Source organism: Roseibium sp. SCP15 (genome assembly GCF_040329435.1).
Classification (GTDB): domain Bacteria; phylum Pseudomonadota; class Alphaproteobacteria; order Rhizobiales; family Stappiaceae; genus Roseibium.
Genome location: NZ_JBDZYI010000001.1, coordinates 920,438 through 939,518 on the forward strand (window position 1 = coordinate 920,438; position 19,081 = coordinate 939,518).

Here is a 19,081-nt window from a genome sequence, read left to right on the forward strand (position 1 = left end):
GGCGAGGCTCCTGATGAGTATTCGAAACGGGTTTGGTTCTCTGCGACAACTCGCTCGCGGCCTGGCTTTTGCTCTTGGCTTTCTCCTGCTCACGGCAAATGCCCGGGCAGGGGAATGGCGTGCGCTGGTTATCGGGATAGATGCGTATCAGAACGTTTCCAGATTGAACGGTGCGGTAAACGACGCACGGGACATAGCAGGCACATTGAAGGCAGCAGGTGTTCGGGATCTCACGACCCTTTATGACGAAGCCGCCACGCGAAAGGGAATACTGGATGCGTGGCAGGCGCTTGTCGCAAGATCGGATTCAGAGGATGTTCTTGTTTTGTCCTATGCAGGGCACGGGGCACAAGAAGAGGAATGGATCAAGGGTTCAGAAAAAGACGGATTTGACGAAGTCTTTCTTCTTGCGGGGTTCGACACATCCGCTCCAGGAAATGCGGAGCGCCTTCGTGACGATGATGTCGCGGCGATGTTGCATGCTGCAGGTGAGAGAAACGTTTTGGTGCTCGCCGATAGCTGTCATTCCGGCACCATGACACGATCGGTCGATCCTCGTATCAAGAAACTGGGAACGAGGCTGGTAGGGCTTCCTCCTCTGGAGAACGATGTCCTGCGTCAACAGTCAAAGCACCCGATCCTGGCTGATGTCGGCAAGGCGCAACCGGGTGAAGAGCAGCTTCCAAACGTCATCTATGTTGGAGCAACGATAGACGGACAAGTCATACCGGAGCTTATCATTGCCGGAGAACCTCGCGGTGCGTTGAGTTGGTCTTTTGCACGCGGCGTGGAAGGGCGGGCAGACCTGAATAGAGATGGTGGTATCTCCATGGAGGAGCTGACACTGTTCCTTCAGGAAACCGTTCGTGTTGCAACGGAAGGGCGGCAAACTCCGAGTCTGCGTATAGGTGGCGGTTCAAGGTCTGCAGTCTTGCCACGGGTGAATGACGACATTCTCAGTCAGACAAGTTCCGGCTTGTCCATTTCAGCCAGCACGGCAACTGCAACACCATTGCTCAACATCCTTTCAGAACAACATCAGGGACGCCTGAAGATCGTCGAACAGGAAAGCGCCGACCTGTTCTGGGACGTGGAAAACGGTGATGTTCTGACCAAGTTCGGTGATGTTGTGCTGCGCAAGAATGCGGCAAACGCGGACAGCTTTGCCGACGTCGTGACCAAGTGGATGTTTCTTGCGGACCTCTATGCGCTTTCAAGAGACCGTCAGCCGATAGAAGGAACGTTGCAGCCGGCCGTCGGCCACATCCCTGAAGGCTCTGCGTTCAAGGTTGGTCTCAAGTCCGATCAGAGCGGCTTCATGACCGTGTTTGCGTTGGAAGCGGATGGAACCTTGCGCTTGCTGGCCCCTGACAAGACGTCTGACCCTCTCGGCAATGATACCTCCCTGAACGCCAACGTTCCCTATGTTCTGAACCTCCGGGCCGCGCTGCCCTTTGGAGCGGATCATATTGTCATGGTACGGGGCAAGGATCCCATGCCACAGCTCGTGGGCGTTCTTTCAGCGCTGGACGGTCAGCAACCCGGGACCAAGCTTGCCGCCAAACTGGTGGAACTGATTGGCAAATCGGGTGATGCAATTGGTGTTACCGGCGTCTATACGGAACCTGCCGGATAGATGTTTCTCCGCTGGGAGAGGCAGGTATCCTGTTGCGGTATAAAGCTCTTTTGTGTGACCATAGCCACATTCAGATCGACTTCGCTCGATAATAATAATGTTTGAACAGGAGCGCTGGGCTCATATGAGAGTACGTGGCGCAATGACCAAAGAATTGGGAGACCGTCATGTCTTTTTTGTTTAATCGTGCCTGCGTCTACCGAAGTTTGCTGAAAGCCGGTACTGCAGCAGTTTTCACTATAGGGCTCTCGGCCGGGGCCGCACTGGCAGAGCCGGTCGCGCTTGTGCTGGACAAGTCAGACGGCGTGGACGTTTCCGCATTTTCGGAGTTGATGCCAGGTGATGTGATTGACCTTGGCTCGTCCGGGCATATTGATCTGCTCGACTATGCTGCATGCCAGGAGGTGCGTATCAAGGCTGGCACAGTATCCGTATCGTCATCAGGGTTCAGTCTGGAAGGCGGACAGGAGAAAGTTCTGCGCGCCGGAAATTGCCTGCAGGCTGACAGCGGAACGGATTCTGAAAAGGCTGACAAGGGTCTGACGGTCACGCTGCGCGGTCTGACTCTGGAGAACAAGAAAGCTGCTTCGCTGATGCTGCGTTTCGACGATGCTGTCCGGGATCAATACGGATCGGTGTTTGTATCCTTTGGTGGGGGAGAGCCGAAGCGTTTTGATTTGCTCGACCATGTTGTCACGGACATGCCGGACCGGGAAACGGACGGAGAAGCAGTTGAAGTTGAACTCTTCTTGCAAGGCAAAGCTCCGGATTTCGGTGTTGAAATGCGAAAGATCGTCATTGATCCATCCAAGGTCGGCCGGAAAACAGCTGTCGTCGTTGTGAAATGAATTCAAGCGGCCGGATTGCGGAAACAGCGCTGGGCCGGAAAAAGCTGATTGCACTCATCGCAATCGTTGCCATCTGCGCCGGAATTGCCGCGGGCTATTCTGCGAAAAGGGCAATATGGGAAGGGTGGGTCACCGACCGACTGTTCCAGATCCGGGCCAGTTTTGGAGCTGTGCCACCGCAGGAAAGGTCACCCGTTGCCGTTATCGGGCTCGACCAGACTGCGCTGGATTCCGACAAGTTGTCTCCAATTCCCCGCGTGTTGATGACACCGGTACTTGCCGAGGCCGGGCAGGGACTGCTTGATGAAGGGGCTCTCGCGCTCGGATATGATTTTGTTTTCGCCTATAGCGCGGATGCCTTCGTCGATCCGATTACCGGCGAGGAGAGGCTTCGCGGGTTCGACGCGCCTTTTCAGAAGTTCATGTTCCGGAACCGGGAAAGGGTTTTCATATCCCACACGGAAATAGGCGTCCCGCACAGAAAGTTCTCTGCGGCAGCCGGAACTGGTGGCGTTCGCTCCGTGGTGATTTCTACCGATAACGATGGTGTCGTGCGGCAGCACCAGCCAATCTTGCCTCTGTCGGAGTCTCCCTATCTCATCGACGCACTGCTCAGCGTGACCGGCTCTGATATCTCTGAGCAATATACCGCTCTTCCCGGTTCAAGGCTTGCCAGCTCCATCCCCTATTTGTCTCTCATCGATGTCCTGCGAATGCTGGAAAGCGAGAGCGGCAGAGAGGATTTGAAGGAGTTTGCGGATGGTCGGATCATTCTGTTCGGCGGTTTGCTGCCATATGAGGACGAGCATCTTTATTCCGACCGTTTCCTGCCGGTCATGTCGCAAGGCGAAGCGGAAACCGGTGAAAGCGGGCGTCCTCGGGTTCAGCAGCAGACTGCCGGCGTTCTGATATTGGCAGACCTGATTGGTTCTGTGCTGTCGGACCGGATTGCTGTTTCACCTCCGCCAGGTTTCATGGCTGGTGTGACGGTCTTATTTGCCGTTGCGGGCGCACTTGCAGGACTTTTTCTCCCCATGATGCTGCTGCCCCTCGTAGCTGCAAGCGGCGTCTTGTTGGGGCTTGCACTCAGTCTGCTCGGGCTTGAATTCGGAATGGTCGTTGCGCCTGGAATGGCGCCTGTTGCGTGCGTCAGCGCTATCGTGGTTTCGGCGGTCGGCAAGATCGGTATTCTTCAAAGAAGACAGCGGTCTCTGGTGCGCCTGTTCGGGCATTATCTCGCTCCGGATGTGATCAAGCAGATGGCACAATCCGAACAGCTGCCGGCACTGGGTGGTGAAACCCGGCATGTGGTCGTTGCATTCATAGACATTGTCGGCTTCACCAAGATGTCCGAGAAGCTTGCTGACAGGGATGTGGTTCGTGTCGTCAATTCCTGCTTCGATGCCATTGGTCAGGTCATCACAGCGCATCAGGGATACATAGACAAGTACATCGGCGATGCGATCATGGCCGTATGGAACGCTCCGAATACCGTCGACAATCCCGAAAAGGCAGCAGTGGATGCCGCCGAAAAGATTATCGGGCTCCTCGAGAAGATGCGTGACCTGACCGGTCAACCGGCTCTGGACCTTCGAATTGCACTCAATGCAGGACCTGTTCTCGTGGGAGATATTGGCGGGGAACATCGTCGCTCCTTTACCGTCATGGGAACGACGGTCAACACGGCCAGCCGGATCGAATCTGTTGCCAAAGACCAGAAAGTCCGTCTGGCGATCAGTCAATCGGTTTGCGATAACCTGCCGCGTTCATATCCGGTGAAGGAGATCTGGAAAGGGCAGCTTCGCGGGCTCAGCACAGACATGACCGTCTTCACGCTGGATGCCCCGCAAATGTATATGGAAAACGAGATTTCGGTTGCCCAAGACAAGCGGAAGCGCGGCATAACCAATCTGCTGAAGTTTCCGCGTTGAACAGGCAAGATCACGTTTCCCTCCGAGCCTTTTGCAACTTTCGGACCGCTCCTGCATGATCAGAAGATGCGTGTCGCGGAAAACCTCACAAGAGCGCACGCCAGCAAGGTGCCAGTATGAGCAGCGGGTTGGACAAGGAAAAACCTGGAGCGCGTCAGCCGGAATTTGACCGGACCGTGATACGCGCCGGTGGTCCTGCTGCAAAACAACCCAGCTCACAAAGTCCGGGAAACAAACCCAAACTCTCCAAGGAACGATCGAAGCGTTCACCTGTCCTTGCATATGCGTCGCTCGCCATCGGATTTCTTGTTATCGGAGGCGGTGTGGGAGGACTGATACACCTCATCAATTCCGGCGCGATTTCCCTTTCCGCACCAGGTCCTGCAGAAAGAGTTGTGGCTGAAACCGAGACAACTGATGTATTGGAAACGGAGGCGCTGCTGGGTGCTTCAGACGAGGAAAACTCGGCACAATCGGCCACGGACACTCTCCCTTCCATACCTCGGGAAAATGCTGCGATTGATGAAGAAGAAATCGATGTGCCTGCGGATCCGTTTTACGACATGGCGGTTTCGCCGGTCATTCCACTGGCTGGAGATCCGGTTCTGCTGAGCAATGCGGCAGCGGGAAACCGCATCGACCTGACCGAACGTACTGTCCCGGAAAAAAGCACCTCTGGAACTGTCACCAGCATACCTGGACTGACCGCCTTCGTTCTGGATAGCGAAATGCTGAATCAGGACGGTGAGCTTGTGATCCGGGCACCCGGTAGTGAGGCAGATTTTCAGTTCGGCAATTTTGGTGGTGGCGAAGACGCGGAACGCCTGGAAATCGAAGAGGAAGAACAGGTATCCGGCAGTTCGAGCTCAAAGTTGCCGACCTTCCTGAAACCTCCCACGGATACACTCAATCTGTTCCTGACCGAGCGGCCAATTGGGCAAGGTCCCAATCGATTGGAAATCAGAACGGAATTGTCGAAGGCTGTCTCCATTGAGGAGTTTTTGAAGAAAAGTGGATTTGATGAAGACGCATCCAAGCCATTTTTGAAATTTGTGAAAAATGATCTCGGAAAGAACGATTTTATCGCGGGCGATAAAATCGCAATCAGAGGCGTCAGATTGCCGAACAAGTTGGGTCGGGTTGGTGATTATTACCGCCCCGTCCAAGCGTCCTTCTATTCGGACGGGGGGTACGTCGGAACCGCTGCGTTTGCCCCGCAGTCGGGTGAAGAGCGCTACGTGCAAGGTGCAGATCCTTGGTTTGGTGTTTCTATTGGACGGGACAAGGTCGCAAGCGATATGTCTGGCGGCAGTGAGAAGAAACATCGGTTGATTGATGGTCTCTACGCGACCGCGATCAGGAACGCTGTACCAGCTTCAATAGTCGGGGAAGCGATTGCTTATCTGGCGCCGACGACAGACCTGAAACGTGCTGTCGAACCTGGCGAGCGTTTCACACTGATCTTTACGGACCAATCCCGAGACGAAAAACGTGGAGGCGGCAGGGTGTTGTTTGCGGGTGTCCGCAAGGGAGACGATTGGTCGGTCCGGTGCTACGTCTTGAAGGCTCCTGGAAATCGTGGATTTGCATGTGTCAGCGAAGGTGGAAAAATCAGTCTGTCAGGTGCGATGCTTGTGCCTGTGAAAGGCGTACTTACCTCCAAGTTTGGAATGCGATTTCATCCGATCAAGAAGACCGAACGTCTTCATGCCGGTGTTGACTGGGCAGCCCCGACAGGTACTCCGATCAGAGCGGCATTTTCCGGAAAAGTCAGCTATCGGGATGTTCGAGGCGGCTATGGCAACTTTATCGAGCTGACTCACAAGGGCGGCATAACAAGCCGGTATGCGCATATGCATGAATACGCGGACGGCATTGAACTTGGGTCTGTCGTCCAGGCCGGAGATCTGATCGGCTATGTCGGAACAACAGGCCTTTCCACCGGGCCGCACCTTCACTTTGAAATTCGGCAGAGGGGAGAGCCAACGGATCCGCTCGCGTTTGAAATGGAAACGGGCACAGATGCGCCGAAGTCCGTCGCGGGCAAGGACTTGAAAGACTACCGTGGCACCATTGGTGAAATCCTGAGTTCGCACTAAGTCCCGGATTTGTGACGGAAATATCGCACACGATGTACGAGGGCGCTTCCAGTTACATCAAACGCCAGGTTGAGGTTTCGCGGGAGCTGCCGCGAAACCTCAAGGGGGCTTTTGACTGTGCACCGGATTGATTTCTACTTCGTAGAGACCTCAAGGCCTTCGCCTGTTGCAACAATCGAGGCGCTCGCGATTTCCTCTCCGTTCATTTGCGCTGTCAGGAATGCGCGGGAAAGTTTGGGCAACAGGTCGTTGGTCAGGATATTGTCGATCATGCGGCCGCCGCTGTCCGGATCTCTGCACAGGGAAACGATGTGAGCGACGACATCGTCGCCAAACACGAGGTCCGCATTCCTGTTCTGCTTCACGCGTTTCACGATCCTGTTGAGTTGCAGTCGAACAATGAAGCCCAGCATGGAAGGTGAAAGCGGGTAGTAGGGTATGGTGACAATCCGGCCGAGCAGAGCCGGAGGGAACACATCCAGAAGGGAAGGGCGAAGCGCCTCGGCAAGCTTCTCCGGATCGGGGGCATTCGGATCAGTCGCGGCAAGATTGGCATCGCTCGAAACCGGCGCGTCCAGCATCTTGCCGGCAGCGTTCATGATGATTTCGGTGCCGACATTGGATGTCAGCAGAATGAGAGTGTTCCGAAAATCGATCTTTCGACCCATGCCGTCTTCCATCCAGCCCTTGTCAAAGACCTGGAAGAAAATTTCATGCACGTCGGGATGCGCCTTTTCCACCTCGTCGAGCAGAACGACAGAGTATGGCTTGCGTCGAACCGCTTCAGTCAGACGTCCACCTTCACCATAGCCGACGTAACCTGGAGGCGCGCCCTTCAGGCCGGAAACCGAGTGGGCCTCCTGAAATTCGGACATGTTGATGGTGATGAGGCTTTCTTCTCCTCCGTAGAGTGTCTCTGCAAGTGCCAGGGCGGTTTCGGTCTTGCCGACGCCGGACGGACCACAAAGCATGAAAACCCCGATCGGTTTGTCGGGATTACCCAGTTGAGCGCGGCTGGTCTCGATCCGCTTTGAAATCATTGCCAATCCATGAGCCTGACCGATGACGCGCGCATTGAGGCTGTCTGTCAGGTTAAGGATGGTCTCCATTTCATCCTGAACCATGCGTCCCACCGGAATGCCGGTCCAGTCCGAGATGATGCTGGCAACCGCCTCGTCATCCACATAGGCATAGACCATGCGTTCGTCTTCAGGAATTTGGGACAACTCGGCGCGCATGTCGTGCAAGGCTGTGCGAACTGCTTCTTCGTCTTCAAGGTCTATCTCGATATCCAGTTCGATGTCGTCGATTGGCACAAGCGCGGCAGCGTCGGCGTCGGTTTCATCATTGGACACGGCGTCCGGATGAGGGGCGGGCGTACCGCCTTTGAGCTCGGCGAGTGCTGCGTTCAGCCGTCGGATACCTGCAACGAGTTTGCGCTCTTTCTCCCATTCTTCTCGAGTGGATGTAATTTCACTTTCTGTGTCCTCCATGGCTTTGGCGATCGCATCCAGTTGCTCCTGGTTCTCCATGCCAAGTTCGCTGTCATTGGTCAGGGCCTGTCTTTCCGTTTCAAGAAAGTTCTTTCTGGCGACAAGATCTGAAAGTTTTGCCGGTTGTGCCGCCTGAGAGATGTTTACCCGTGCAGATGCGGTGTCCAGAACGCTGACGGCCTTGTCCGGCAGCTGGCGTGCAGGAATGTAGCGATGTGACAGAGACACGGCTGAGGTGACGGCACTGTCCAGAATTCGCACCTGATGGTGATCCTCCATTGGCCCAAGCAGACCTCTAACCATCGCAAAGCATTTTTCCTCGTCCGGCTCGTCAACCTGGACAGGTTGGAAGCGCCGGGTGAGGGCTGGATCTTTTTCAAAATGCTGCCGGTACTCTGACCAGGTTGTTGCCGCAACAGTGCGCAGGGTTCCTCTTGCAAGAGCGGGCTTCAGGAGATTGGCGGCGTCACCAGTGCCAGCCGCTCCGCCTGCTCCAATTAGGGTGTGGGCTTCGTCGATGAACAGAATTGTCGGTACGATGGAGGCGTGGACAGCGTCGATCACCGCACGCAGCCGCTTTTCGAACTCGCCCTTCATTGAGGCGCCTGCCTGCAAAAGCCCAAGGTCGAGCGCGCATAAGCGCGTACCAAGAAGCGCTGGAGGAACGTCGCCTGCAACGATTTTTTGGGCAAAACCCTCGACAATCGCCGTCTTTCCGACCCCCGCTTCTCCGGTCAGTATCGGGTTGTTCTGCCGCCGGCGCATCAGAACGTCGATGACCTGCCGGATCTCCTCATTCCGGCCAACGATGGGGTCAAACTCCTCAGCCCGTGCTCTTGCCGTGAAATCAACGGTGAATTGAGACAGGGCATCTTCCCCAACCCCGCTTCCGGGCTGGGCATCCGGTGCGTCGCCAGTTGCAGCGCTGGCAGCGGTTTTCGGACCGGAGCCGTCGATCGGCCGGGCGCCGGTTTCTGCAGAGGCGCCCGCAATTCCGTCCAGGTTTTGGACAAGTGCATCCCGGTTCAATTTACTCAAAGCAGGCGAATAGCTGAGAAACTGACGCCAGGAGGTCCTGTCGCCCATGGCGGCAATCAGCACATAGGCTGAACGGATCTTGTAGTCGCCATATCGCAAAGTGCCTTCAAACCATGCGCGTTCCAGAGCTTCCTGAAACGGGGCTGCCATGGAAGGCAATTCGGTCTGATTGATCTTCAGCGCTGCGATTGCCTTTTGAAGATCTTCATGGACCGTTCCGACATCAATGCCGAAGTGGCGCAGAATATGAACGAAATCCGTGCTGTCGTCCCGGGCCAGATAGTAGAGCCAATGCAGGATTTCCAGATTTCTGTGTCCGGAGCTCTTGGTCAGTCGCATGGCCTTTTCAAGGCAATCGTAGCTCACTGTCGTCAGCTTATTGGCAACTGTTTCAACGAGAATGTCACTCATGGGATCGGCCTTTCAAACTGGAGACCTATTGGTAGACGGCGGTGTGACGGCGCAGCGGCCTGAACCGGGTGTCCATCAGCATCTCTTCTTCATCGGTGTCTGCGTCTTGCTGAGAAATTTCGGTAGCCGGTTTCAGCCAACCGATGTGACCAAGGGTGGCTGAACTGCTTGAATTCAAGTTGATTGCAGAAGCGCATCTCTTTGGAAGGGCGAGCTCGATTTCATACTCAATCTCCAGCCCCAGGTAGAAATCGATCAGATCGAACAGTCTTTCAGTCCAGGGATTTGGTTTTGTACGAGTGGGGGGCAGGAACGTCCGGTACTCTTCCAGGGACCGTGTAAAGATACGAATTCGGATCTTGTCGCTGACGCTGTAGACCTTAGCTCCTACAATCGTGTCCAGGCCGAGCTGACCAGCGCCACCTCCACCGAGGCCGCCAAGGCTGAGTTGGTCGTCCGGTTCAAGATGCAGCCAGGTGCCGACGCATTGATCGATTTCGACCCTTACTTCAAACACGCCGGTAATGAGCGCCTTCAGCCGAGACGCACTCTTCGCCTTCGCAGATGTCAGGCCCGCGTAGAGCAGTTTCAATCTGTCGTCGATCAGGTCCAGATCGCGGTAGATCGGTGTTCCCGTGCCGATTGACGAACCGACATAGTCCATAAACCTGTCGTCATCAGGCCTGTCGTGCTGAACTATCGGTCGAGCGTCCGCCCAGGCCCGGTAGAATAGCTGAACGAAGCGGTTGTTGAACACATCCAGAAATCTCGGAAAACTATCATCGCCGCGCAAGCCTCGCATGATGGCTTCGTCGGTCATGGCAGCCGGAAGGGCTCCCTGAGGACCCAGAAGCCCCAGAAACCGCTCCAGCAGAACAAGTCCATCATCCTTGTCTCGCATCGCGCGTTCGACAGTCGATGTGGCGAACTCGCTTGACGGATCCTGTCCAAAACGCACGATGTCTTCGATCAGCCTGCGGCTTTTTCCGATACGTGGTGGAGTTTGTCGGTCTGTATCACCGTCCAATCTCTGATTTGCGTTTGGCGCTGTCTGTCCTTCCAGCATGCGCAGCACCGCCAGCAGGTCATGGCCGCCCGGATGGTCCTGAATACGTTTGCTCAACTCCTTGAAAAGCGAGACGTATTGTTGCTGAACCGGGACTTCTATCGGGGCAATCTCAGCTTTGGCTTCTTCTTCAGGTTCGTTTGGTTGGATTTCTTCGAGCCAGATCTCCTTATGCTCCTGAACTGGAGGAGGCATTATCTCGGGCGATACAATCGTGGCATCAGCGGTGTCTTCGATTGCTTTGTCCTGGGCACCAATCTCGCTTGCCGCTTCTTCAACCTGGCCCGCGGGCTCATCCGGTGAAGTTGTCGACGGCCAGGGAGCTGGTGTCGGGGTCGGAGCACGCACAATTGTCTTGTCTCCCGCACCAGAAACATCTTGCGCGACTTTTTTTGTGGCGACTTTGTTGTCCTCCGTCTCGCTCATAGGATACCTTTGGCTCCTATTCTTGGCGGCCACTTCATGATTGCTCCGCGTTCTGTCGTCGCGATAACGCATTGGGTGAAATGGTTGATCGAGGCGTATTCCGCCAGGAAGCGGTCAAGGACCGCTCCCATCAGAAAAGCGCTTGCCCCCTCGAATGCCTTGTCATCGAGCGTGATGGTAACTTCCAGTCCGCGCGCTACTCCGGTTCCGGATTTCTGTTGAAGCCTGCGAACCACGGGGCGGGTCGAAACGGAGCGCACAGACTGTGCCTGACGATCGGCAGCATTGTCAGACAAAGGAGCAAACACACTCAGGATGTCTCGAAACGAGCGTCCATCTTCGCCAGCTGCGTCGTGAACAAGCCCGGTGTGGTTGAGTGCAAGAATGTTGATCAGCCGCCACGCGATGGCTCCGGTATGTCCTTCCTCGCCGAGTCGTTCGTTGTAGGAAAGGAGTGGAGGCCTTGGCGAAGTTGGTCCTGCCACGCAATCAACTTTCAAACCAACATCCTCAAGGAGCCGAAAGTCTCCGACTGCGGATTGGTCCTGATTGGAGCCGACAGGAAGGTCGGCGGCCAGCGCTCTGTTGGATGCCATGACTTTTAGCGAGAGTTCGGAAAGCTTTTTGTCGCCGCTCTGGAGAAGGGCTGCGGCTTGGGCTCCACTCGAAATTGTAATGAAGGTTTCGGTGCCGATGTAGGGGCTTGGTTGCATGCGCCGAAGTTCGGACGAAGACTGGCGGCGGGGAAGGCGGCGCACCGTGTAAAACCACTCATGTCCAGCCTTTTCCGTGTCTGGTGCAACGCTATAGAGAGGTTCGACAGCGCGTTTGTCACCGCCGGAAAAATGCGCATTCACTTCAGTCACCGAATGAACTTCGTAATCCAGTGGTCGCGTTCTGTCGGTAATCACCGGAAACTCATGTTGCCCTTTTTTGATGGGGACTCTGTCCGTCTGCCTCTCGAACAAATTGACAGCTGGAGCGCAATGAAGGGCGAAGATCTTTTGGTCGACATGGGCAGGCAGACGAGTGTCTGTTTCGTCGAACACAAAAACCAGTTCACAGGATTTGGTGTTAATCCGATCCAGATACCGTCTGAGGCCTTTCAACCGAAAACCGAGAAAGCTTCGCGGGAAATTGAAATAGTCCCGAAGATAGTCAAATCCGATGAACAGTCTGCGGTCATTTCGTAAAAGTGCATCATCCTCGTCGAAGCCAAGCTGCTCCACTGCGCTGATCGGCAACCGCTGCAAGGATACCTGGCCGAACGTGTCTTCTGTTCTGATGTAAAGCGAAATCGTGTGGCCGAAAACCTGTTCATAGATTTTCGCGGCAAGGTCCAGCGGTCCGATCAGCCGGATAGGCAGGTCATCGACCTTGCATCCGGCAATCTGAAGTTCCGGTTTTTTCGAAACTTCTTCCGCTGACGCTTCATTTTCAGGATCTTCCGCCATTCGGTGCGTGAGCTTGATTGCAAGACCTGCTCTTGTTCGCCGGTCTTCCGCCATTTCAGCTCCAAGACCGGAGACCTGCGCGGCGGAACTCAGATAGCGGGCTCCGGTCAGTTCAAGAGGAGTTAGAGTAATCGGAGCTGCCAAAGTGAACCGGCATCTGACTTCTCCTCGGCGTTCTCGAAAGACCGCTTCCAGGGGAGCATGCCGGTCGATCTTGATGCCCGCACGCAGGTTTGCATCACCATACTTGGGGGAAACGCGGGCAAGTACCATGGAAGGAATGGGAGCCAGGGCTGTCGGATAGAGCTGCTCAAGAAGGCTGGATGTGAACTCAGAGAATTCATGTTTCATCTTGAGTTGAACGCGGGCTGCAAGAAAGGCGGTTCCTTCCAGGAGGCCTGACAACATCGGGTCCGATCTGTCTTCCAGAAGTCCGCCAAGGCGCTCAGCGACCGCTGGATAGGCTTCCGCGAATGCAGCGCCTTGCTCACGCAGATAGATGAGCTCCTGATTGTACAAATCCAGAAATTCGCGGTTCATGCGGTAGCCCCGATTATCTTAATGCGGCCGAAGGAGGGATCAACATCAGCTATGAACTCACTGCCGACCCTGACCGGGTCGCAGCGAATTTCGGCCTTGATCAGAAAGCGGACCTTGAAGGTTTCATCGCTCGTGTTTTCATCGCGTGCGACCTGAAGGGTCCTGGGGTCCATTCTCGGCTCGAAGCGTATGAGAGCCTGCCGGATATCCTCCGCAAGCTGGTCAATGCGAATGGTGTCGACGACATGAACGGACAAGTCCGGCAATCCGTAATTCAAAATGGAATTTTCAACTTCGGGAAAATCGGAAAGCGACTGTGTGGAGTTGAAATTTACTGTGTTCAAAAGAGCTTGCAGGTCCCTGCGAACCTCGGCGATCAATGTATGTTCTGAAATACCGTGCGCGCGCGATAATCGGCGACCCGACTTGAGTTTCTCTCCATCTTTCGTTTCCTCTTGGCGGGACTGTGCGGCCTTGTAGTCCGGATCGTCGAGCGCCCGGAATGCCCACATCAGTGGCGACTGCATTTTGACTTTTGATCTGGCCATTGGCTAAGCCCCACCTGGAACGGAATGGATCGGGAATGAAGGGGCGCACCCAGGTTGTGTTCTCTCTCTTGAAGCGCGTCTCGGCATTTCCGAAATGGAGTTGCCGCCGCGCTGAGCGCGGCGGCTGAAACCAGGTGTGTGTTTACTTTTTCTCGTTTGACGCGATGTCCCAGGCGAATTCAGGTGCTGCGCCTTTGGAACCGTCCGGTTTCTGTTCCGTGTAGATGTATTTGTACTCACCGAAGTTCAGCGTCAGATTTTCAGTGATGCGATCTTCTGAGCCGGCGCCACCGCTCGAGATGCTGGTGACAATGATGTCTTTCATTTCGATCTTGATGTATTCCAGCGGGCTGTCACCAGCCGCTTTGCGAACGAAGAGCGTGCACTTGCCGATGTGCTTCCCGGTTGACAGGTGTTGCAGAAGAGCCGGGGTCGACTTGTCGACGTATTTTGTGAGGCTCAAGTCCTGAAAATGTGCCTTGCCGGAGCCGGAGCCGCTGCCCATATGCGTCGTGCCGGACTGCGATGCTCCCCAGGACCAAGCCAGAACGTCAATCTCGTCCTTGTGGGTTTTGTCTTGAGCTTCGCCCGGAATGCCATCAATTTTCAGAAAATAGTCTACAGCCATTGTAATAGATCCTTATGGTTGCGTCTGGCCAAGGATACGCTCTTGGCGGTCTTCAGTTGTTTTTCACAACTAACTAGGACCGTTCGGTCCAACCCTTTGGACGTATTTGCGTCTCGTTAGTACCTCCACCCGGTGAACCCGGGTTGCATCCCGAGAGATGCCTGCCGGTGGGCGAGAGCCGCCCGACCGGCAATCCTCACACTCAGTTTCCGTCTTGCGGAATTCTGGAAGCCAGGCTCATGCCGATATCCATGCCTTCCAGCTGGTAGTGGGGTCGAAGGAAGAACTGGGCCCTGTAGTAACCGGGGTTTTCCTCGTCTTCGACAATGGTGACTTTTGCTTCCCGAAGCGGTTTGCGCGCTTTGGTTTCTTCGGTGGAATTGTCCGGATCACCATCGACATAGTCCATGATCCAGTCATTGAGCCACCGCTGCAGCTGTGCCGTTTCCTTGGTGGAGCCGATCTTGTTGCGCACCATGACCTTCAGGTAGTGGGCGAAACGGGTTGTTGCGAACATGTACGGAAGACGCGCGGACAGGTTGTCCGATGCAGTGGCGTCTTTTCCGTCCGGACCCGAGAACTGACGCGGTTTGAAAACCGACTGTGCGCCAAGGAAAGCTGCCTGATCCGTATTCTTGCGATGAATGAGCGGTATCAGTCCAAGTCGGGAAATTTCGTGTTCTCTCCGATCTGAAATCGCAATCTCCGCCGGACACTTCTGGTCTACGCCACCGTCGTCGGTTTCAAAGACATGCGTGGGCAATTCTTCTACCAGTCCGCCACTTTCAACGCCGCGGATGCGGACGGTCCAGCCGTATTCCTTATATGCACGGTTGATGTTCGCAGCCATGGCATACGCGGAGTTCATCCAGGAATAGTTGTCGTGATTGTCTTCGCTGAATTCCTCTTCGAAGGAAAACTCCTCGACCGGATCAGACTTCGCACCATACGGTTGACGGGCAAGGACACGCGGCAGCGACAGACCAAGATACCGGGCGTCTTCGGATTCCCGCAAAGTCCGCCATTGGGCATGGATTTCCGTGTCGAAGATTTTGGACAAGTCGCGTTTGGCGGGAAGTTCTGTCCAGCTCTCCATTTGCATCAGCTGCGGGTTTGCCGCCGCCAGGAAGGGGGCATGCGCCGCCGCTGCGATTTTTGCCATACCGCGCAATATGGTGATGTCCTGCGGTTCGTAGGAAAATTCGTAGTCGCCAACGAGGCAGCCGTAGGGCTGTCCACCTAGTTGGCCGAATTCCGCCTCGTAAATCTGCTTGAACAGAGGGCTCTGATCCCACTTCGCGCCGCGATAGCTCTTGAACACTCCAGCCAGTTCAGACTTTGAAATATTCAGGAACTGAAGTTTCAATGTCGCGTCCGTTTCGGACTGGTGAACCAGGTAGTCCAACCCGCGCCAGGCGCTTTCCAGTTTCTGAAAGGCCGGGGCGTGGATGATTTCATTCACCTGGGAGGTCAGCTTTTCATCCAGTTTGGCAATCATCTCGTCGATAGTGTCGTAGACATCGTCCTTGATCAGCGCCTCGTCAGACAGAGCCTCTCCAAGGAAGGTTGACATGGCATTGTCGACAAGCTGGTTAGCCGTCTCATTTTCGCTCTTGATCCTGAAGTTCTGTTTCAGGATTGACGCGAATTCCTCAGGGCTTTTTTCCGTCGCTGTGCCGGCTGATTCACTGCTTTTCTGGGCGTTGGTGTCTGTGTTGCTCATTTACGCCTCCTGGGTGTCGCCGTCTGTTTCAGCGCCATCTTCGGACTGCGCTTTGTCGGCATCCATTTTCTGGGCAAGGGCCTGCATCAGGGCCGGATCTCTTGTCAGCTCTTCAAGCTGGCTGATTGCCTGTACGCGGCCATCCATCATGGTGCGAAGGGCCGCGAGACTTTTGCGAGCGTCGAGGAGCTTCTTCAGAGCAGGCACCTGTTCAGCAACCTTGCCCGGTGTGAAGTCATCCATGCTCTTGAAACGAAGCTGAACACTTAGCTTGGTGTCGTCTTCGCCAGACAGTGTATCTTTTACGGTGAAGGATGTACCTGGCTCGATAGCTTCCATCCGCTTGGTGAAGTTGTCCATATCGATATCCAGCAGTTTGCGTTCATCGATATCGGATTTTTCAACCCCGGGACTGTCACCGGACAGGTCCGCCATGACGCCCATGACAAAGGGCAGTTCAACCTTCTGCTCCGCATCAAACGGATCTTCATAGAAAATGTGGACCCTGGGTGGTCTATTGCGTTTGATAAAGCTTTGCCCGCTATTCGATGCCATTGTACTTGCCTTTCATGTTTTTGACCTAGGAATAAACTCGGTCAAACTCAGTCAAATACTCGCGCAAGTCGCTATGCTTTTTATTTATATTTCGAATCTGCGCTTTGTTTTGTTGCTAATTATGTACTTCTAAAATTCGTGATGAGAAGTGATCGCAGTCACACGATCGTTGGTTTGAAAAAATCTTTAATTATTGAGGACCTGTTGGACGCTTATGTCAAGGAAGAAGCAGGGAACTCTAGGTGAGGTTTTTCTTTTTGTTGTTCCGGTATTTACGCTAATCGTCCTCCGGCCTCAGGAATAGGTTGAGGAGACCGGTAAATGATCCGGAACTCATGTTTTGAGCTTCATCCAGCAAAAGTGGGATAGGGCTCGTCGGTTCGTTCGAGGAAAAATAACCTTTAACGGAAGCGATGCCCTTCATTGCGTCTGAGCGGTTTTCGATCACCATGACTGAAAAGTCATCGATATCACCCAAATCGCCTCCAGAGCCGTCATTCAGGTCGATGAGGCGGTCGTTGGAGAGTTGCAGTCCGCTTGTACCTAACAAGAGCGCGACCTCGTCGAAGCGTCTGGGCATCAAGATCTTCAATGCGTCCAGATAGGATTTGCCGACCAGTCCACGAGCTTCTCTCACCAGAAACAGGGCAGGGTGAGAGGGTTCACGCGAAGCGAAATAGTCCTCGACAGCTTCAAGAATGAGCTTGGCCTGCGCGGCGTTTCGAATGTCAGCCGGCGCGGCTGTTTCGATCTCCGTCTCCTGGCCGGCGCCATCGTCCGCTGTGTCTGGGGCGTCTTCGGCAGTCTCGTCGGTCTGGCGGCCCAGTCGTGTCTTCAATTCGCCGTTCATCTCCTGAACGAGAATCTGGATTTTCTCATAGTCGGGGGCAGTTGCCTTCGCGTCTGCCTCCTTGAGTTTCTGGGCGCAAATGTCGGAAATGGCGTTGAGTTCACTTTGCAGGTCCGCGAGATCGGTCAGAACTTCCTCGATGACATCCTGTTCCAATTCCCCGGAAGTGAGGGCAGCTTCAATCGCGCCGAGCGAAATGGTGGGCTCGTCATCGCGTGGTGTTGCTGCTCCTGTCGCTATCTGAAGGCTTCTATAACTTATGGGGCCGCTTCGTCTTGTCTTTAGGAGTGGTGCAGCTTCCAGCGGGAGGACCACAGTTGGCCTGTTGTTCAGGGCTTCCAGAGCGCCCATTCTTTCCATGTGTCCGAAATCGGCATCAATCGGGTGAACGTCGTCCCAATGGTTTTCAAGCAGTTTGCGGATGATTCTGACGGCATTGGAAAACAGGTGAAGCTGACCTCCGAGGATGCCGAACTGGGCAAGCATGACAAGCAGGCGCAAATCCCTGGATTGCTGCAAGAAGCGATCCATCTGCTGAAAAATATCGGTGAAGTCGATTTCAGAGCGATCGAACTCGCTGAAACGTTCGGGGAGCGTTTCCTCGCAAGAATCCAAAAGGGCAGCGAATGCGGGTTCCGTGTCATAAAGATCAGGTCCGCAGCCACCGCCCGGAGAGATTTCCGTGCCGAATTTTTCAGGATCGAAATTCATTCCTGCCCCCAACCAGCAATTCTCTTCAACCGGCCCATCTCAGCCGTGCTGCACGCGTAGTCCTATCTCCTATTCAAGAACCAGCTTGCTTTCCACGCGACGGTTCGACGGGTCGTTGATGTCCGCGACTCTGGGGCGTGTTTTTCCGTAGCCCACGGTCTTCAGCCGGTTTCTTTCAACACCAAGACCGACAAGAAACTCGGTTACCGCTTGCGCGCGGTCTTCGGATAGGCGCTGGTTATAGGAAAGCGAACCGATACCGTCGGTATGACCTTCAATAACAAACGTTGCGTTGTTAAGATCCGGGTCAGCGATGCCCTTGGCAAACTCCCGAAGATTGGCTTTCGCCGAAGGGCTGAGGCGAGCGGACGCGTACTCAAACGAAACCAGCAGATTGAAACCCTCATCGATCGCCTTTGTCTCGGGGTCTACCACCAGTGTTTCGGTATCAGGCTGAGACGGTGTTACGGCAACCTGACCACCTGAATTTCGGGATTCCTTGGCGTTGCATTCGTCGCGCGTACCAATGCAAAGGGCACGGGTCGTTCCTGTCGGTTTCAAGGACCGGGTTTTGAGTTGCTTGAAGTGCTTGCTGACTTCATCCGCCGAGTAGGTTGCATCCTGGGCGAAGGCCGTATCCATCCCGGTTGGAAAGGCGACAAGTGCGAGCGTTAGTGCGGTCGTTACAGTTCCCGTCCAGAGTGCAGACCGGTGCAAACGGGCGTTTTCGATTCGGTGAAAAATTCGGGTCACGATTCAGTTCCTCCTGTTTGGAGTTGCGAATTTTGTTTCGCATCAAGTTTCAAAAATCATCGTGCCATATCTGGAAAATATTTATGTGGCGAAAGTCACTAAAGTGCGATTTGATATCAGTATGGCTTGTTCAATGAAATTGGCAAGTGAATATGGCTTATACGACTATAATGAGCAGGTTAAATAGTTCAGTTCGAAAGATATAAATTAACTATACAATTGCGGAAAGATGAGTTCTACGCTTGGTCGTGAGTGTGGATGGTGTTTAAAGTATTTGCAACAATTGTGTTGTTGAGCACATTATTTTTTGCGGAGACGCCTTAGGAACTGTCTGGAGAACGCTGTTTTATCGTTCCTGGACAGAAACCGTC

At 54.5% G+C, this 19,081-nt stretch carries 13 protein-coding genes; 4 read left to right on the forward strand and 9 right to left on the reverse strand.

Annotated features, from left to right (window positions below):
* Positions 1-13 precede the first annotated feature (13 nt).
* The 4 genes from ABLO27_RS04160 to ABLO27_RS04175 all read left to right on the forward strand — a co-directional run bounded on the left by ABLO27_RS04160 (position 14) and on the right by ABLO27_RS04175 (position 6,514).
* Entirely contained in the window at positions 14-1,636 is a 1,623-nt protein-coding gene (locus ABLO27_RS04160) for a caspase family protein (protein WP_353030665.1), read from the forward strand.
* Positions 1,637-1,803: 167 nt separating this feature from the next.
* Entirely contained in the window at positions 1,804-2,484 is a 681-nt protein-coding gene (locus ABLO27_RS04165) for a hypothetical protein (RefSeq protein WP_353030667.1), read from the forward strand.
* Positions 2,481-4,415, forward strand: coding sequence for an adenylate/guanylate cyclase domain-containing protein (locus tag ABLO27_RS04170; RefSeq protein WP_353030669.1), 1,935 nt, complete (start codon positions 2,481-2,483; stop codon positions 4,413-4,415). The genes ABLO27_RS04165 and ABLO27_RS04170 overlap by 4 nt, the downstream gene beginning before the upstream one ends.
* Before the next feature lie 116 nt (positions 4,416-4,531).
* A complete protein-coding gene (locus tag ABLO27_RS04175) occupies positions 4,532-6,514 on the forward strand; it encodes a M23 family metallopeptidase (protein ID WP_353030671.1) in 1,983 nt (660 codons plus the stop codon).
* A gap of 134 nt (positions 6,515-6,648) precedes the next feature.
* Here ABLO27_RS04175 and tssH read toward each other — a convergent pair whose 3' ends face one another.
* The 9 genes from tssH to ABLO27_RS04220 form a co-directional block, all read right to left on the reverse strand.
* Positions 6,649-9,456: a type VI secretion system ATPase TssH gene (gene tssH, locus ABLO27_RS04180; protein ID WP_353030672.1), complete on the reverse strand. Its 2,808-nt coding sequence runs from the start codon at positions 9,454-9,456 to the stop codon at positions 6,649-6,651.
* 25 nt (positions 9,457-9,481) lie between these two features.
* Complete coding sequence (tssG, locus tag ABLO27_RS04185; RefSeq protein ID WP_353030674.1) at positions 9,482-10,948, reverse strand: type VI secretion system baseplate subunit TssG; 1,467 nt, start codon at positions 10,946-10,948, stop codon at positions 9,482-9,484.
* Positions 10,945-12,942, reverse strand: a complete 1,998-nt coding sequence (gene tssF, locus ABLO27_RS04190; RefSeq protein ID WP_353030676.1) for a type VI secretion system baseplate subunit TssF — start codon at positions 12,940-12,942, stop codon at positions 10,945-10,947. The genes tssG and tssF overlap by 4 nt, the downstream gene beginning before the upstream one ends.
* Complete coding sequence (tssE, locus tag ABLO27_RS04195) at positions 12,939-13,490, reverse strand: type VI secretion system baseplate subunit TssE (RefSeq protein ID WP_353030678.1); 552 nt, start codon at positions 13,488-13,490, stop codon at positions 12,939-12,941. Before tssE ends, tssF begins: the two co-directional genes overlap by 4 nt.
* A gap of 142 nt (positions 13,491-13,632) precedes the next feature.
* Entirely contained in the window at positions 13,633-14,118 is a 486-nt protein-coding gene (locus ABLO27_RS04200) for an Hcp family type VI secretion system effector (protein ID WP_353030679.1), read from the reverse strand.
* A gap of 202 nt (positions 14,119-14,320) precedes the next feature.
* On the reverse strand, positions 14,321-15,841 hold the full coding sequence (tssC, locus tag ABLO27_RS04205; protein ID WP_353030680.1) for a type VI secretion system contractile sheath large subunit: 1,521 nt from the start codon (positions 15,839-15,841) through the stop codon (positions 14,321-14,323).
* Positions 15,842-16,396 (reverse strand): type VI secretion system contractile sheath small subunit, encoded by a 555-nt coding sequence (tssB, locus tag ABLO27_RS04210; RefSeq protein WP_353030681.1) that lies wholly within the window; start codon positions 16,394-16,396, stop codon positions 15,842-15,844.
* A 277-nt stretch (positions 16,397-16,673) separates the two neighbouring features.
* Positions 16,674-17,957, reverse strand: a complete 1,284-nt coding sequence (locus ABLO27_RS04215; protein WP_353030682.1) for an ImpA family type VI secretion system protein — start codon at positions 17,955-17,957, stop codon at positions 16,674-16,676.
* Positions 17,958-18,026: 69 nt separating this feature from the next.
* The gene (locus ABLO27_RS04220; RefSeq protein ID WP_353030684.1) at positions 18,027-18,710 is read right to left on the reverse strand and encodes an OmpA family protein; all 684 of its coding nucleotides are present in this window, start codon (positions 18,708-18,710) and stop codon (positions 18,027-18,029) included.
* Positions 18,711-19,081: the final 371 nt, after the last annotated feature.

What these genes read in the sequence shown, in the direction of transcription:
- tssB (WP_353030681.1), bottom strand. Translation starts at nt 16,396, where the DNA reads ATGGCATCGAATAGCGGGCAAAGCTTTATCAAACGCAATAGACCACCC.
- tssE (WP_353030678.1), bottom strand. Translation starts at nt 13,490, where the DNA reads ATGGCCAGATCAAAAGTCAAAATGCAGTCGCCACTGATGTGGGCATTC.
- ABLO27_RS04175 (WP_353030671.1), top strand. Translation starts at nt 4,532, where the DNA reads ATGAGCAGCGGGTTGGACAAGGAAAAACCTGGAGCGCGTCAGCCGGAA.
- ABLO27_RS04165 (WP_353030667.1), top strand. Translation starts at nt 1,804, where the DNA reads ATGTCTTTTTTGTTTAATCGTGCCTGCGTCTACCGAAGTTTGCTGAAA.
- tssF (WP_353030676.1), bottom strand. Translation starts at nt 12,942, where the DNA reads ATGAACCGCGAATTTCTGGATTTGTACAATCAGGAGCTCATCTATCTG.
- tssC (WP_353030680.1), bottom strand. Translation starts at nt 15,841, where the DNA reads ATGAGCAACACAGACACCAACGCCCAGAAAAGCAGTGAATCAGCCGGC.
- ABLO27_RS04160 (WP_353030665.1), top strand. Translation starts at nt 14, where the DNA reads ATGAGTATTCGAAACGGGTTTGGTTCTCTGCGACAACTCGCTCGCGGC.
- tssH (WP_353030672.1), bottom strand. Translation starts at nt 9,456, where the DNA reads ATGAGTGACATTCTCGTTGAAACAGTTGCCAATAAGCTGACGACAGTG.
- ABLO27_RS04200 (WP_353030679.1), bottom strand. Translation starts at nt 14,118, where the DNA reads ATGGCTGTAGACTATTTTCTGAAAATTGATGGCATTCCGGGCGAAGCT.
- ABLO27_RS04170 (WP_353030669.1), top strand. Translation starts at nt 2,481, where the DNA reads ATGAATTCAAGCGGCCGGATTGCGGAAACAGCGCTGGGCCGGAAAAAG.
- tssG (WP_353030674.1), bottom strand. Translation starts at nt 10,948, where the DNA reads ATGAGCGAGACGGAGGACAACAAAGTCGCCACAAAAAAAGTCGCGCAA.
- ABLO27_RS04215 (WP_353030682.1), bottom strand. Translation starts at nt 17,957, where the DNA reads ATGAATTTCGATCCTGAAAAATTCGGCACGGAAATCTCTCCGGGCGGT.